This is a genomic window from Methylobacter svalbardensis, assembly GCF_037671525.1.
Lineage (GTDB): Bacteria > Pseudomonadota > Gammaproteobacteria > Methylococcales > Methylomonadaceae > Methylobacter_A > Methylobacter_A svalbardensis.
The window spans coordinates 23,412-39,093 of sequence record NZ_JAWPOH010000035.1; the positions used below are offsets into that span (position 1 = coordinate 23,412).

The 15,682-nt window shown below is 48.3% G+C and carries 13 protein-coding genes; 6 read left to right on the forward strand and 7 right to left on the reverse strand.

From position 1 onward, the window contains the following. Nucleotides 1–45 precede the first annotated feature (45 nt). From RW114_RS13460 to RW114_RS13490, 7 genes are all read right to left on the reverse strand, one after another. A complete protein-coding gene (locus RW114_RS13460) occupies nt 46–708 on the reverse strand; it encodes a hypothetical protein (protein ID WP_340123272.1) in 663 nt (220 codons plus the stop codon). A gap of 17 nt (nt 709–725) precedes the next feature. Then, a complete protein-coding gene (gene dapB / locus RW114_RS13465) occupies nt 726–1,529 on the reverse strand; it encodes a 4-hydroxy-tetrahydrodipicolinate reductase (protein ID WP_340123273.1) in 804 nt (267 codons plus the stop codon). A 3-nt stretch (nt 1,530–1,532) separates the two neighbouring features. Beyond that, a complete protein-coding gene (dnaJ, locus tag RW114_RS13470) occupies nt 1,533–2,666 on the reverse strand; it encodes a molecular chaperone DnaJ (RefSeq protein WP_340123274.1) in 1,134 nt (377 codons plus the stop codon). A 272-nt stretch (nt 2,667–2,938) separates the two neighbouring features. Then, nucleotides 2,939–4,870, reverse strand: a complete 1,932-nt coding sequence (gene dnaK, locus RW114_RS13475; RefSeq protein ID WP_340123275.1) for a molecular chaperone DnaK — start codon at nt 4,868–4,870, stop codon at nt 2,939–2,941. Nucleotides 4,871–4,940: 70 nt separating this feature from the next. Then, nucleotides 4,941–5,549, reverse strand: coding sequence for a nucleotide exchange factor GrpE (gene grpE / locus RW114_RS13480; RefSeq protein WP_340123276.1), 609 nt, complete (start codon nt 5,547–5,549; stop codon nt 4,941–4,943). Between the two features lie 64 nt (nt 5,550–5,613). Next, a complete protein-coding gene (gene hrcA / locus RW114_RS13485; RefSeq protein ID WP_422614811.1) occupies nt 5,614–6,825 on the reverse strand; it encodes a heat-inducible transcriptional repressor HrcA in 1,212 nt (403 codons plus the stop codon). Nucleotides 6,826–6,967: 142 nt separating this feature from the next. Continuing rightward, nucleotides 6,968–7,948, reverse strand: a complete 981-nt coding sequence (locus tag RW114_RS13490) for a malate dehydrogenase (RefSeq protein ID WP_340123277.1) — start codon at nt 7,946–7,948, stop codon at nt 6,968–6,970. A gap of 313 nt (nt 7,949–8,261) precedes the next feature. Here RW114_RS13490 and RW114_RS13495 point away from each other — a divergent pair, with 313 nt between their 5' ends. From RW114_RS13495 to RW114_RS13520, 6 genes are all read left to right on the forward strand, one after another. Then, a complete protein-coding gene (locus RW114_RS13495; protein WP_340123278.1) occupies nt 8,262–9,119 on the forward strand; it encodes an NADP-dependent methylenetetrahydromethanopterin/methylenetetrahydrofolate dehydrogenase in 858 nt (285 codons plus the stop codon). 18 nt (nt 9,120–9,137) lie between these two features. Then, nucleotides 9,138–10,490, forward strand: coding sequence for a glycerate kinase type-2 family protein (locus RW114_RS13500; RefSeq protein ID WP_340123279.1), 1,353 nt, complete (start codon nt 9,138–9,140; stop codon nt 10,488–10,490). Between the two features lie 28 nt (nt 10,491–10,518). Beyond that, nucleotides 10,519–11,772, forward strand: a complete 1,254-nt coding sequence (gene glyA / locus RW114_RS13505; protein ID WP_340123280.1) for a serine hydroxymethyltransferase — start codon at nt 10,519–10,521, stop codon at nt 11,770–11,772. A gap of 136 nt (nt 11,773–11,908) precedes the next feature. Then, a complete protein-coding gene (locus RW114_RS13510; RefSeq protein WP_340123281.1) occupies nt 11,909–13,210 on the forward strand; it encodes an AAA family ATPase in 1,302 nt (433 codons plus the stop codon). Further along, on the forward strand, nt 13,210–13,644 hold the full coding sequence (locus RW114_RS13515) for a hypothetical protein (protein WP_340123282.1): 435 nt from the start codon (nt 13,210–13,212) through the stop codon (nt 13,642–13,644). Before RW114_RS13510 ends, RW114_RS13515 begins: the two co-directional genes overlap by 1 nt. Before the next feature lie 80 nt (nt 13,645–13,724). Further along, nucleotides 13,725–15,398, forward strand: coding sequence for a formate--tetrahydrofolate ligase (locus tag RW114_RS13520; RefSeq protein ID WP_340123283.1), 1,674 nt, complete (start codon nt 13,725–13,727; stop codon nt 15,396–15,398). Nucleotides 15,399–15,682 lie beyond the last annotated feature (284 nt).

Here is a 15,682-nt window from a genome sequence, read left to right on the forward strand (position 1 = left end):
GGTTGATTCGGCTTGCGTTACGAAACCACTCTACAAATTACGACCTTACCTGGTTTTCACCTTTATGGTCGCAAGAGACACGGTTTTGCCTTCCGAATGCAACATGACGCTCAGCAGCCCTGGAATATTCTCCCAGCGCATCACATGTTCATTACTAAAGGTCGCATCCTTTACAGGGAGTCCAAGCATTGCCAAAGTCTCTTTGCTGTAAGGCGCATTACCCAGACTTCCTTTTACGGTAGCTTCACTGACCTTTCCGTCGATAAATTCAACGCTGCCGCTGACATCACCGTCCTTGAATGAACAGTACAAGGCGGATTTTGCCTTGACGCAGAAATCGGGATCGCCAAGTAACGCTAATGCCTCGGCTTTGGTTTTTCCTTCAACCTTCTGACTGTAGGTGGGACTGCGGAACGCCCCGTTTACGGTAATCCAGTCTGCTTTTCCGTCAATGAATACAATTTCAATTTCATCTTCCTGAAATGAGCAGTTCAGCGCTGATTCTGACTTGGCACAGAAAACAGGCTCGCCAAGGAGCGCCTCAACTTCCGCTTGGGTTTTTCCCGCTAGCTTCGGAATATCGAATAACACCCCAGCAGGTGGCTGCTCTGTTGTTGGGTTTTTCGGGATGTTCTTGGCGTCCACCGTCATGACCATGGAAAACAGCGCAAGAACCGCTATCGGGTACTTGATAAAAGAGGACATCAAGGTACTACCTCCACCATTCAAGAAAGCCCCAAAACATCCTGCATGTCGTACAAACCGCTGTCCTTATCGGCCAGCCAAACCGCCGCTCTGACTGCGCCATTGGCAAAGGTCATGCGGCTGGTCGCTTTATGGGTGATTTCCACCCGCTCGCCGTCGTCGGCAAACATGACGGTATGCTCGCCGACGATGTCCCCGGCGCGTATGGTTGAAAAACCGATGGTTTTTCTGTCGCGTTCGCCGGTATTGCCTTCCCTGCCGTAAATCGCGCAGTTTTTCAAATCGCGGCCTAACGCGTCGGCGATCACTTCACCCATGCGCAATGCGGTGCCGGATGGCGCATCGACTTTATGCCGGTGATGGGCTTCGATCACTTCAATGTCGGTATAATCACCCATGACTTTGGCGGTCATTTCGAGCAATTTAAGCGACAGATTGACACCGACACTCATGTTGGGCGCCATCACTATCGCCACGTCTTTAGCCGCTTCGCTGATCAGGGCCTTTTGCGCATCGCTATAACCGGTGGTGCCGATGACCAGCTTTTTTCCGGCCTCGCGGCAAGTCTCGATAAAGGCCATTGAGACATCGGGGCGGGTAAAATCGATCAATACGTCGAATTGATCGACAACCGACGCCAAATCATCGACAACTTTAATACCGACCACACTGATGCCTGCCAATTCACCGGCATCCCTACCTATCGCAAGACTCTCGGGACGGGACACGGCAACGGCCAACTCGACATTTTTTGCCAGTGCCGCCGCTTTGATCAAGCAAAGCCCCATGCGGCCGGACGCACCTACTACAGCAATACGCATCATGACTTATCCTGTTAGTTTATCGAAAAAGCTTTTTACACCATCGGTCCATGAAGACTCCTGCGGACTATGGTGCTTACCGCCGCCGGATAAGGATTCGCTGAGCTGCTCAACCAAGGCTTTTTGTTCTTTGGTCAGATGCACAGGCGTTTCGATCTGTACCTTGCATAACAAATCGCCGACCAGCCCGCCCCTGACCGGCTTGACGCCTTTGCCGCGCAACCTGAACAATTTACCGGTTTGCGTTTCAGCGGGGATTTTTAACAGCACTTTGCCATTCAAGGTTGGCACTTCCAGCTCACCGCCCAAACAGGCGGTAGGAAAACTGATCGGCACTTCGCAATATAAATTCGCGCCGTCGCGGGTGAAAATCTGATGTTCCTTTACCTGAACCTGAACATAAAGATCGCCGGCCGGACCGCCGAACTCTCCGGCTTCGCCTTCTCCGGCCAGGCGTATACGATCGCCGGTGTCGACGCCTGCCGGAATTTTTGCGGACAGGGTTTTATTTTCCTGGACACGACCCTGACCATGGCACGAACCGCAAGGATCTTTTATCTGTTTGCCGGTACCGCGGCAGGTTGGACAGGTTTGTTGAACCGAAAAGAAACCCTGTTGCATCCTGACTTGACCGTGACCTTGGCAAGTTGAACAAATGACCGGACTGGAACCTTTTTTAGCACCGGAACCGTTGCACACGCCACAGGCAACCAACACCGGCACACGGATTTTGGCATCGGTGCCGAATACGGCTTCTTCGAGCGATAATTCCAGGTTGTAGCGCAGGTCCGAGCCGCGCTGAACGTTGCTCCTCTGCTGTTGCTGTCTTCCGCCGCCAAAAATATCGCCGAAAATATCGCTGAAACTTTCACCGCCGCCGAAACCGCCGGAACGACCGCCGCCCATCGAAGGATCAATCCCCGCATGGCCGAACTGGTCATAAGCCGAGCGTTTTTTAGGATCCGATAAAACTTCGTAAGCCTCTTTTATCTGCTTAAACTTGACCTCAGATGCCGCCGTATTATCTTTATTCCTGTCCGGATGATACTTCATCGCCTTGCTGCGATAGCTTTTCTTAATTTCTGCATCACTGGCGTTTCTGTCTACACCGAGAAGCTTGTAAAAATCTTCTTTTGCCATGGTTCAATAGTCTATTGTTGGATTTTGGTGATTGTCATTGTCTGATATTACCCCGGATACCCTGTGAAGAGGATGAGACGTTGCTAAACTCATTGGCTGCGAGGCTCTCGATAGATATCGGAAAGTCAGCACGTTCAATCAATAATCGATGTTGATTAAACCGCAAAAAGAACACGAAGGGACACGAAGTTTTTTCTTCGTGAGCTTCGTATTCTTCGTGGTTTTATGCCTTAAGTTAATGCATCGGGGTAAGGTGCGCCCCAACTTGCATTTTACTTCTTATCGTCGTCTTTAACTTCCTCAAACTCGGCGTCGACAACACCGTCATCCGCCGTAGCATGTTCTGCAGAAGCGTGAGCGCCGGACGCTTCACCCTCAGACGCCGATTTTTGTGCGTAAACGCGTTCCGCCAGCTTACCGGACAACTCAGTTAAGTCATTGGTTTTGTCTTCAATTTCCGCTTTATCATCACCTTTAACCGCCGCTTTCAGTGCCTCAATCGCATGCTCAATGCTGGTTTTTTCATCAGCGCCGACTTGATCACCCAATTCTTTCAATGATTTTTCAGTCGCATGTATCATGCCGTCCGCATGGTTACGAGCGTGAACTAACTCAGTCAATTTACGATCTTCATCGGCATGTGCTTCGGCATCTTTAATCATGCGATCAACTTCGTCATCCGATAAACCGCTAGAGGCTTTAATGACAATCGATTGTTTTTTGCCGGTCGCCTTGTCTTTGGCCGACACGTTCAAAATACCGTTGGCATCAATGTCGAATGCAACTTCAATTTGCGGAATACCGCGCGATGCAGGTGGAATATCGGACAGATCAAAACGTCCCAGCGATTTATTCGCCGCCGCTTTTTCGCGCTCACCTTGCAATACATGAACGGTCACTGCCGTTTGATTGTCGTCCGCCGTAGAAAACACTTGCGATGCATTGGTCGGGATCGTGGTGTTTTTCTCGATCAGTTTGGTCATGATACCGCCCATAGTCTCGATACCCAGCGATAACGGGATAACATCCAGCAACAACACATCTTTAACGTCGCCCGCCAGAACGCCCGCCTGGATCGCTGCGCCTAAAGCAACCGCTTCATCAGGGTTAACGTCTTTGCGCGGCTCTTTGCCGAAAATGGCTTTTACCATTTCCTGCACTTTCGGCATACGGGTTTGACCGCCTACCAAAATCACGTCATTAATATCCGATGCCGATAATTTCGCGTCTTTCAGCGCCATTACACAAGGGCCTTTAGTGCGGTTAATCAGCTCTTCAACCAGCGATTCCAATTTGGCTCTGGTCAATTTAACATTCAAATGCTTGGGGCCTGAGGCATCTGCGGTAATGTAAGGCAGATTCACATCCGTTTGCTGGCTTGAAGACAATTCAATCTTGGCTTTTTCCGCCGCTTCTTTTAAACGTTGCAATGCAAGCGGATCGTTATGCACATCAACGCCGCTTTCTTTTTTGAATTCTGAGGCCAAAAATTCAATGATTCTTGAGTCGAAATCTTCACCGCCCAGGAAAGTATCGCCGTTGGTCGATAACACTTCGAACTGATGCTCGCCTTCTATCTCGGCAATTTCAATAATGGAAATATCAAAGGTACCGCCACCTAAGTCATACACCGCAATTTTGGTATCGCCTTTAGGCTTATCCATGCCGAACGCCAACGCAGATGCAGTCGGCTCATTGATAATACGTTTAACTTCAAGACCGGCAATACGACCAGCGTCTTTAGTCGCCTGGCGTTGTGAGTCGTTAAAATAAGCCGGTACGGTAATGACCGCTTCGGTGACTTCTTCGCCTAAATAGGCTTCAGCATCTTTTTTCAGCTTCATCAAGATACGCGCTGAAATCTCGGGAGACGCCATTTTTTTGCCGTGAACTTCAACCCAGGCATCGCCGTTTTCAGCTTCGACGATTTTATAAGGCACCATTTTGATGTCTTTTTGCACGACATCGTCCTTGAACCGACGGCCGATCAAACGCTTGATTGCAAATACAGTATTTTTGGGGTTGGTAACCGCCTGGCGTTTTGCCGACTGCCCTACCAACACTTCATCGTCGCTGGTAAAAGCGATAATGGAAGGTGTAGTGCGCGCTCCTTCGCTGTTTTCAATCACTCTTGCTACGCCGTTTTCCAATACCGCAACACACGAGTTTGTTGTTCCTAAATCTATGCCGATTATTTTAGCCATTGAGTTCTCCAGACTTGAATATATTTAAAAAGTAAAAGTTGTTACAAATATGAGGCTGCTTTATTTGATTTCAAGCCTGTTCATCGATACTAGGGCTATCCGTCGGCTTTTTTTCAGCGGCTTTGGCGACCAAAACCATGGCGGGACGGAGCAAGCGCCCGTTCAAGACATAACCTTTTTGGAAAACGTTAACCACCGTATTCGGCTCCGCGCCTTCGACAACCTGCATCGCCATAGCCTGATGCTGTTCGGCATTAAACGGCTGACCGATCGGATCAATCGCTTCAATTTTGAATTTTGCAAAGACTGATTCAAACTGTTTAATCGTTAATTCGCTGCCTTCACGGAACTTTTTCACCTCTTCACTATCGCCGGTTGCAGCCTGCAAGCCCAACACCAGACTGTCTAATACCGACAATAATTCTTTGGCAAAACCTGTTAAAGCAAATTTGTGTGCATCTTCCAGATCCTTTTGGGTTCTTCTTTTCAGGTTTTCCATTTCCGCCTGTATACGAACCGCTTTGTCCCAGTTTCCCAGAGCTTTTTGCTCAGCTTGGACCAGGGTCTGCTTTAACTCGTCAACCGTAAGCTCATGTTCGGTTAACTCAGTATGCGGCTCTGCAACCGTTTCGCTTTCAGTTTCAACCTGAGATTCAGGCGCTTCCTGATCAGTACTCATTATTTATAGCTCCTTAACATTGAAAATTAATATCTATGCCACGCGGCACAAAAACAGATGATATTTATAGTGGGGCCGTTGATTTTGGATTCAAGGCGGCACCTAACAATTTTGCCGTCACATCGACAAAAGGGATGATTTTCTCGTAGGCCATACGCGTCGGCCCGATAACGCCCAGCACTCCGACGACTTGATCACTAACCGAATACGATGACGTCACCAGACTGCAATGATCAAAAGCCCGATAACCGGATTCTTCACCGATAAAGATTTGCACGCCATCGGCTTTCATACACTGATCCAGCAAATGAATAACGCCCTGCTTTTGACTGAGCGCTTCAAACAGGCTTTTTAGCCGCTCCATATCCGACAGCTCGGAAAAACCCATCAAATTGGTTTCGCCGGTCAGCACATAATCGTCTTTGTCTTTGTCATTGTCCTGATCGAAAGCCAACTGCGCCATCTTGACCGCATCCAACAGACCGTGATTCATGCCGGGCTTTCCTGCCTGACACCCTTCGGGTAAATGCAAATCTGTTCCAGACAGATTTGTCATGCCGGGCTTTCCTGCCCGACACCCTTCGGGTAAATGCAAATCTGTTCCAGACAGATTTGTCATGCGCTCCTGATCTTCCTGCAACTCTTTTAAGACAGATTTACGCACCGAATCCAGGCTGTGTCCGGAATAAATTGAATTTAAATAATTGGCTGCCTGCTGTAATTCGGCAGGGCTGAAAACTTTAGCGGTATGAATGATTTTGTTATGAACTTCCTGTTCATTGGTGACAAAAATGACCAGCACACGGGTGTTAGATAAAGACAGAAACTCGATATGCCGCAAACACACCCGCTCTCTTTTAGGCAGGGTCACCACTCCGGCCATCTGCGTTAATTCTGACAGCAAACGTGATGCGACACCGATCATATCACTGCTGTCATCGCTTCCCGACAAACCTTGATACAATCGGGTTAAATCTTTTGATTCCAATGGTTTAACCGTCAACAAGGTATCGACAAACAAGCGATAACCGCTAACCGTAGGCACCCGTCCCGCCGACGTATGCGGCGAATGCAACAGCCCCAGATCTTCCAGATCGGCCATCACATTGCGAATAGTTGCCGGACTTAACTTTAAACCCGAATCTTTTGATAAAGCCCGTGAACCCACCGGCTGACCATCGCTAATATAACGCTCGACCAAGGCTTTCAATAGCTGTAGCGATCGCTCATTTAAAACCTGATTACCCACACCAACCTCTGCGACTAAATTTAGCACTCCACTAAGATGAGTGCCAGCGAGGCAAAGTATCAGCTCACCGGGCTATTGTCAATAAACCTAAAAAACCGGCAACACCATTCCATTACACGCCATTAGAAGTGACAACGTACTTGTCAATATAGGATGCTAAGCAGTCCTTTTATCTCAATAAATGCTTAACCGCATCTCTTTCTTCTTTTAATTCAGCCTCGCTAATCCGCATTCTGTGCATGCTAAACTCGTTAACATCCAGACCTCTTACTATAGTAAACTCTCCGTTAACTACCGTTACCGGAAAAGAATAAACCAACCCGGATTCAATGCCGTAATTGCCGTTCGATACCACCCCCATGCTCACCCAGTCGCCTGGCTCGGTACCCAAAGCCCAGGTTTTCATCTGACCTATCGCTGCATTTGCAGCCGATGCGGCGCTGGATTGTCCTCTGGCTTTAATAATTTCCGTTCCCCGCTGCTGAACAATAGGAATAAATTCATTGACGTACCAATTATTATCAACCAAAGACAAGGCATCCTGCCCTTTAACCTTGGCATGATGAATATCAGGATACTGCGTAGCCGAGTGATTGCCCCAAACAGTCATGTTTTTTACATCAGCAGGCAAGACGCCGCATTTCTCCGCCAATTGACTTAACGCCCGATTATGATCCAGTCTCGACATGGCAGAAAAATTTTCCGCCTTCAAGTCCGGCGCATTGCTCAACGCAATCAGCGCATTGGTGTTGGCCGGATTACCGGTCACCAAGATCTTTATCTTTCTGCTGGCGACGTCATTCAAGGCCTTACCTTGAACCGCAAAAATCTCTGCGTTCACCTCCAATAAATCCTTGCGTTCCATGCCCGGCCCTCTTGGCCTTGCACCAACCAAAAATGCATAATCGACATTCTTGAAGGCCACTTTGGGATCGTCTGTGACTTCAATGCGATGCAGTAAAGGGAAAGCGCAATCCTTTAACTCCATAACCACGCCTTGCAAGGCGCTCATTGCCTGGGGTATTTCAAGCAGATGCAAGACAACCGGCTGGTCTGGGCCTAACAACGCGCCAGCAGCCAATCGAAACAGCAAAGAATAACTAATTTGGCCTGCGGCGCCTGTTACAGCAATGTGAACGGGTGTTTTCATCTGTTTTTCCTTTGATTTTTATAATTTTTTTTCGATAAAGCTGGCAAGATAGCCGGAAAATATTGCAATTAGCCTATTGCCGCGTAGCGGTGTACCGACAGCACCTGACAACCACAGCATCATTCCTTTTTTACAGATAATAACGAAGATAAGCCTCTCCTAGCAAGCATATCAAAAAATACGCGCATCAGATTGCAGGCGGCGTCTAAACAGGAAGCGGGCTAAATAAGGCAGTGTTTTATTTATCGAGTATAATAAGCCGGTTTAATAATCGTATTCACGCATACCAGACCAACCTATCACGAGCAAGTTAATGAAAAAACTGTTATTCCAATTCGATACGGACACTCACCCTTCAGTTTTCGATACGGTTGTAGCCTATGATGGCGGTGCAGATCATGTCATCGGGCATGGAGGATTGACGCCTGAAAACATCACGGCTCTGGTAGAAGGCACGATATTTACCCGTGCGCCCAAGGACAAAAAAAATACCGCCATTTTTGTCGGCGGCAGCGACATGATCGCCGGTCAAGCACTATTTGTTGCCGTGCAAAAACATTTTTTCCCAGGCTTTCAGGTGTCGGTCATGCTCGATAGTAACGGCAGCAACACCACGGCCGCCGCCGCTATTGCAAAACTTGCATCCAGCGGCGTCCTGGCCGGTAAAAAAGCGGTGGTGCTGGCCGGTACCGGCCCGGTAGGACAACGCGCGGCGGCGATGCTGGCTATGGAAGGCGCCGAGGTGTCATTGACCGCTCGTAAAATGGAGCGAGCCGTTCAAGCCTGCGATAACATGAAAGCACGCTTTGGCGTAAATCTGACCCCTGTTGAAGCATTCGATAACGAGGCTCGAGCCAAGGCCATTGAACACGCCAACATCGTTTTTGCTACCGGCGCCGCTGGTGTAGAGCTGCTCTCCGCCGACCAATGGCAGCATAACACCCATATCGAAATGATGGCCGATGCCAACGCCACTCCACCTCTTGGCATCGGCGGCACTGACGTGATGGACAAAGGCAACCTGCGCAACGACAAAATCATCTGGGGCGCTATCGGTTTCGGCTCACTAAAACTGGCCTTGCACCGCGCCTGCATCGCAAAGCTATTTGAAGACAACAAACAGGTTTTCGATGCGGAAAATATCTTTGCGCTAGCCAAAGAAATGGCATAAACAGCGACAGAACCTGATATGAGCCATTTACCCGATCCGGCATTAATAAGACAAGATGCCATCAGCATTTTTCAGGCAGGCATAACCGCAGCTGATCCTTATCAGGCTGTTAAACGCTACCTTGCCCCGGAGCTGCTTGGCAATTATTCAAAAATTCATCTTATCGCTTTCGGCAAGGCCGCCTGCGCAATGGCAAAAGCAGCTCAAGAAATCATTCCTGACGGAATGATGGCGGGCAGAGGCATAGCCGTTACCAATTATGAAAATGTAACAAGTATCGATAATATCGACGTATTCGGTGCGGGACATCCCTTACCCGATGCCGCCGGTCTTAACGCTGCGCAACTCATTGCGGATCGGGTGCGTAATGCTAAAGCAAATGAACTGGTGCTGGTACTGGTCAGCGGCGGAGGTTCGGCGCTGATTCCCTACCCTGCCGGACAGATTACCTTAGCGGAAAAGATTGCCGCCACCGATTTGCTGCTGACCTCTGGCGCAACCATCAACCAGATTAACCGTGTACGCAAACATTTGTCGCGACTAAAAGGCGGCGGCTTGGCCCGAATGGCTGCGCCTGTCCATCTGCATGCGCTCATTTTATCCGACGTCTTGGGCGACGATTTAAGTTCCATTGCCAGCGGCCCCACCGTTGCCGACAATACCACTTACGCCGATGCGATCGAAGTTTTTAAGACCCAAGGCGTTTGGGAGCAAGTGCCGATCAATGTCCGTCAGCATCTGGAACAGGGTAAGCTGGGCAATATTGAAGAAACACCCAAGCCGGGCGATGATGTCTTTAAAAATACCGGACATACCCTGATCGGCAGCAACAGCATCAGCGTCAACGCAATGCTGCATGCGGCGCAGAATCTGGGCTACAAGACAAAACTGTACAGCGATCATTTATGCGGCGAGGCCAGGACTGTAGGGGCGACTTTAGTCGCCCAGTGTGTTGAAGGGCGACTACAAAAAGCAGGCGCCTTAGGAGAAATCACCTTACAAAACCAACCCATGGCCCTGCTGGCGGGCGGCGAAACCACGGTTACACTAAAAGGAAATGGACGCGGCGGTCGCAATCAGGAAATGGCGCTGGCTTTTGCGCTTGCCGCAGAACAACAAGGCCTAACCGGCAACTGGACATTCCTTAGCGGCGGCACCGACGGACGCGACGGCCCCACCGATGCGGCAGGCGGCATCGTTGACCGAAACACGATAAAACGCATGGTTCAAGCAGGCGTAAACCCAATCGAGTTGCTTGAAAATAATGACTCATATACCGCGTTAAAAGCGTCTGGCGACCTAGTGAATACCGGCGCGACAGGCACCAATGTCGCCGATCTGCAAATACTGCTGATCCAGCCTGCACCTTAAACAAAAAATATTAATCCAGGAGAACACCATGTTTAAAAAATCAATGACTATCAAAGGCTTCGATGATGAATTATTCCAGGCCCTCGAAGAAGAGCGTCAACGCCAGGAAGATCACATCGAACTGATCGCTTCCGAAAACTATTGCAGCCCGCGGGTCATGGAAGCGCAAGGCTCGCAGTTAACCAACAAATATGCCGAAGGCTATCCCGGCAAACGTTACTACGGTGGCTGCGAGTTTGTCGATAAAGCCGAGCAATTAGCCATCGACCGCGCCAAAGCCTTATTCGGAGCCGATTACGCCAACGTCCAACCGCATTCCGGCTCACAAGCCAATATGGCGGTATTCATGGCCTTGATACAACCGGGCGACACCATCCTGGGCCTGAGCCTTGCCGATGGCGGCCATTTAACCCACGGCGCTAAGCCTAACTTCTCCGGCAAAATCTACCACGCCGTTCAATACGGCCTGCACCCTGAAACCGGTGAAATCAACTATGAACAAGTTGAAGCGCTGGCGCTGGAACACAGACCCAAAGTACTGGTTGCCGGTTTTTCCGCCTACTCGCGCATCTGGGACTGGCAACGCTTCCGCGACATCGCCGATAAAGTCGGCGCTTACCTGTTTGTCGACATGGCGCATGTCGCCGGTCTAGTTGCCGCAGGTTTATATCCGAATCCCGTGCCTATTGCCGACGTGGTCACCAGCACCACGCACAAATCCTTGCGCGGCCCGCGCGGCGGCCTGATTTTATGCAAAAGCAACCCGGAACTGGAGAAAAAATTCGACTCCAACATCTTCCCCGGCATTCAGGGCGGCCCGTTAATGCACGTAATTGCAGCCAAAGCCGTTGCCTTTAAAGAAGCCATGCAACCGGAGTTTCGCGTTTATCAGCAACAGGTTATCAAAAACGCCCAGGCCATGGCTGCAGTATTCATGAAACGCGGTTTCGACGTGGTTTCCGGCGGCACCGACGATCATTTGATGCTGGTATCCTTGATCGCCAAAGGCATCACCGGCAAGGCGGCCGATGCGGCCTTAGGCAAAGCGCATATCACCGTCAACAAAAACGCCGTGCCTAACGATCCGCAATCGCCGTTTGTGACCAGCGGCATCCGTGTCGGCACGCCTGCGCCGACCACCCGCGGCTTCAAGGAAGCGGAAATGATTGATATTGCCCATATGATGTGCGATGTGATGGAGAATATGGACGACGAAAACGTCATTGCAACGGTACGTGACAAGGTCAGCAATCTTTGTGCGCGGTTTCCGGTTTATAGCTGAGTTGGGTAGGTCGGGCACCAAAAGTAGGCGCTTTACGACTGCACGGATGCAGGAGGTAGAGCAATGCAGGAGCAATTGCCGAGGCGACTGCTTTTCGTTGCCCGACATTTCGGCATATCGTTTTTAGGAAAGATTAATGGAACGCATCGAAATTAATGGTTTTTTAACCATAGACCACGCAGATTTTGAGATACGAAAAATAAATATCTTAATCGGTGCGCAAGCTCAGGGTAAAAGCGTTATTGCCAAGTTGGTTTATTTTTTTAAAAAAAATTTTTCGGATGCTTTTTACCAATCCATCCAAAAATTTGCAACCAAACGGGAAATTGATAAGAAATGTTTAGCCCAGTTTGAGCAGATTTTCCCCCGCTATTCGTGGGTGAACCAGGAGTTTTCTATTGTTTATAAAAATGGAGATGTTGAGGCATCGATTATAAGAACCAAAGCAGGCAATAAATACACATTGAAGTTTAATTATTGTAAAGACTTGGCTGATTTCCATAAAGAATTAAAAAATAGTTACAAACTTGCTTTAGATAGATTTAGTGCAGAGATAGAACAGGAAATCAACAAAAAAACACCAACAAGAAGAGAGTTTATCTTCCATGACACAGTTTCTGAAAAAATAGATAATTCCACATTTAGTAACATGTTTAAAGAATCTATTTTTATTCCAGCAGGTCGATCTTTTTTTGCCACCCTACAAAAAAATGTTTTTTCATTCCTCGTAAACGATATTGATATAGATACATTTATTAAAGAGTTTGGCTCTCGCTTAGAACAAATGAAGCGTTTTCATGAAATTGATCAAATTGGTTTTCTTCGTCATGATAAAGCTAATGATGCTTTTAGAAAAAAAATAGATAAACTCATTAACGATATAGTGGTTGGCGAATACGTTTACGCAGAAGAACAGGACTGGGTTTTAAACGAAGGTAAGCGGACTAATTTGGCTAATGCCTCTTCAGGTCAGCAAGAATCTTTGCCCATGCTTTTGATTCTGAAAATTTGGCCGTTGGTGTTTGGAAACAAAATATCTTTTTTCATAGAAGAACCCGAAGCCCATCTATTTCCCGTATCGCAAAAGCAAATTATCAGCCTGATTGCCACAATATATAACACTTTTGGACATTCATTTTTTATTACCACTCATAGCCCTTATATATTAACGGCTATTAATAATTTAGTTGTTGGACAAGATGCCTGCAACAAAGCCAATGGCGATAAAAACAAGCTGAAAAAACTCGCAAAAGTCCTGCCCACTGATGAGCTGATTCGATTAGAAGATGTGTCTGCTTATACATTAAATAAGGGAAAACTGGAGTCCATCATTGATATGGAAAACCGTCTGATCGGCGCAAATCTGCTTGATGCAGTCTCGGATGAATTCGATGCGGCGTTTAGCGTGGCTACTGAAATTTTGTACGGTGCTGAATAATGGATTATGGCAATTGCACAACTCAAACAACCAACAAATTGATAACAGCCAATGAACACAACAGAAAGCTGACGATAAAAAATCCATCAGGAAAAGCGGTAAGGAAAATCAAAGTCGATGGCTGTTTGATTGTTGATTCAAGCAAGCGTTGCGATTATATGTTTGAAATTATTGACAACGCTGCTTCTGATAAAATTAGCAGTGTAATTTATTTAGAATTGAAAGGCCGTCACATACAAGAAGCCTACGAGCAATTAGTTGCCACTATCGACAGATTCATTGCTGAACATCGCGAGATTAAAAAGACATGTCACATTGTCGCATCAAGAGTACCAAGAACCGGGCCTGAAGTTCAGCAATTGCAAGTTGAGATGTTAAGAAAAAAACAGGCTAAACTCACCGTAAGCACTATTCAGGCTTTTGTGATTATTTAATCCATTAATTTTTACTATTCCAGCGTAGAAAATCATCCTACAAATACCCATTCAACCAACTCTTTTTTTAAAAACAAACAATGTCAGACATAGAAATCGCCCAACAAGCCAACATGAAACCGATCATCGGTTTGGTGAAAGAACAATACGGCATCGATGCCGAACATCTTGACCCTTACGGTCATTACAAAGCCAAGATGTCTCTTGAGTATGTCAACAGCCTGTCCGATAAAGAAGACGGCAAACTGATATTGGTTACCGCAATCAGCCCTACTCCGGCCGGTGAAGGCAAAACCACTACTACGGTGGGCTTGGGCGATGCGATGAACCGCATCGGCAAAAAAACCATGATGTGCCTGCGCGAGCCTTCATTAGGACCGTGCTTCGGCGTAAAAGGCGGCGCGGCGGGCGGCGGTTACTCGCAGGTTGTGCCGATGGAAGACATCAACCTGCATTTTACCGGCGATTTTCACGCGATCGGCGTGGCGCACAACCTGCTGTCGGCGTTGATCGACAACCATATCAATCACGGCAACGATCTGGACATCGACCCGCGGCGCATCCAATGGAAACGCGTCGTCGACATGAACGACCGGGCGCTTCGTAACATCGTGGTCGGCATGGGCGGCCCGGCCAACGGCTACTTGCGCGAGGACGGCTACGACATCGTGGTCGCTTCCGAAGTCATGGCAATTTTATGTCTGGCGACCAGCCGTGCGGATCTTAAAGAACGCCTCGGACGTATCGTGATCGGCTATAAATCCGACAAGGTAACGCCGGTTTACGCCCGCGACCTGAATGCACAAGGCTCGATGGCGGCCTTGTTAAAAGATGCGATAAAACCCAATCTGGTGCAAACGCTGGAAAACAATATCGCGATTATCCACGGCGGGCCGTTCGCCAATATCGCCCACGGCTGCAACACCGTAACCGCGACCAAAACCGCGCTGAAACTGGCCGATTATGTGGTGACCGAAGCGGGTTTCGGGGCTGATTTGGGCGCTGAAAAATTTATCGATATTAAATGCCGTATGTCAGGCCTGAAACCATCGTCTGTGGTGCTGGTTGCTACGGTCAGGGCGCTTAAATTCCACGGCGGCGTGGTTAAAGAGGCGTTAAATCAGGAGAATCTGACGGCACTGGAGCAAGGCTTTGAAAACCTTGAACGTCATTACCATAACATCACCCACCATTACGGCCTGCCTTGTGTGGTCTGTGTTAATCATTTCACTTTTGATACCGACGCAGAAATCGCCTTGCTACAACAAAAATGCGAAACCTTGGGCGCAAAATGCATAGTTTCCAAACATTGGGCGGAAGGCGGTGCCGGTGCTGAAGAACTGGCCGGCGTAGTCAGCGACATTGTTGATCACCGCGAACCTGGATTTAACTACGTCTACGACGAGGACCTGAGTCTCTGGGAAAAAATCGAAGCCATTGCCACCAAGTTGTACGGCGCAGGCAGTGTCACCGCAAGCCCTAAAGTGAAAGCACAACTGGCGGTATGGAATGCGGATTACGGCAAGTTCCCCATTTGCATGGCAAAAACCCAAATGTCCTTTTCAACCAACCCGAATGCCAAAGGCGCGCCTTCAGGCCATGTCGTTGAAATCAGCGATGTTCGTCTGGCAAACGGCGCCGGCTTTATTGTAGCGATTGCGGGAGATATGATGACCATGCCCGGCTTGCCCAAAGTGCCTGCTGCGGAAAGAATTGATATTGATGATAACGGCAAAATCACCGGTTTATTTTAGCGAGAAACAGAGGTTCAAGGTCTTGAACCTCTCTCTTATTTCATTCTGAAACAATCGATAGAGACGGCAATCAATCGCAGCGGCATTCGTGATACGAGACGGAGCTAAAAATCGATAAGAATACCGTCCTCAACACGTTAAAAAATAGGGGTGACAGTAGGCTGTCGAAATCAGCCCTTTTTCGCAAGCTAAACATTCCCCGATTTTTGGCTTTCAATATTATTGAAAAAAGCTTTGCGTTTCTTGCGTACGGTATAGGGGATGCTTGATTTCTCCCACATCTC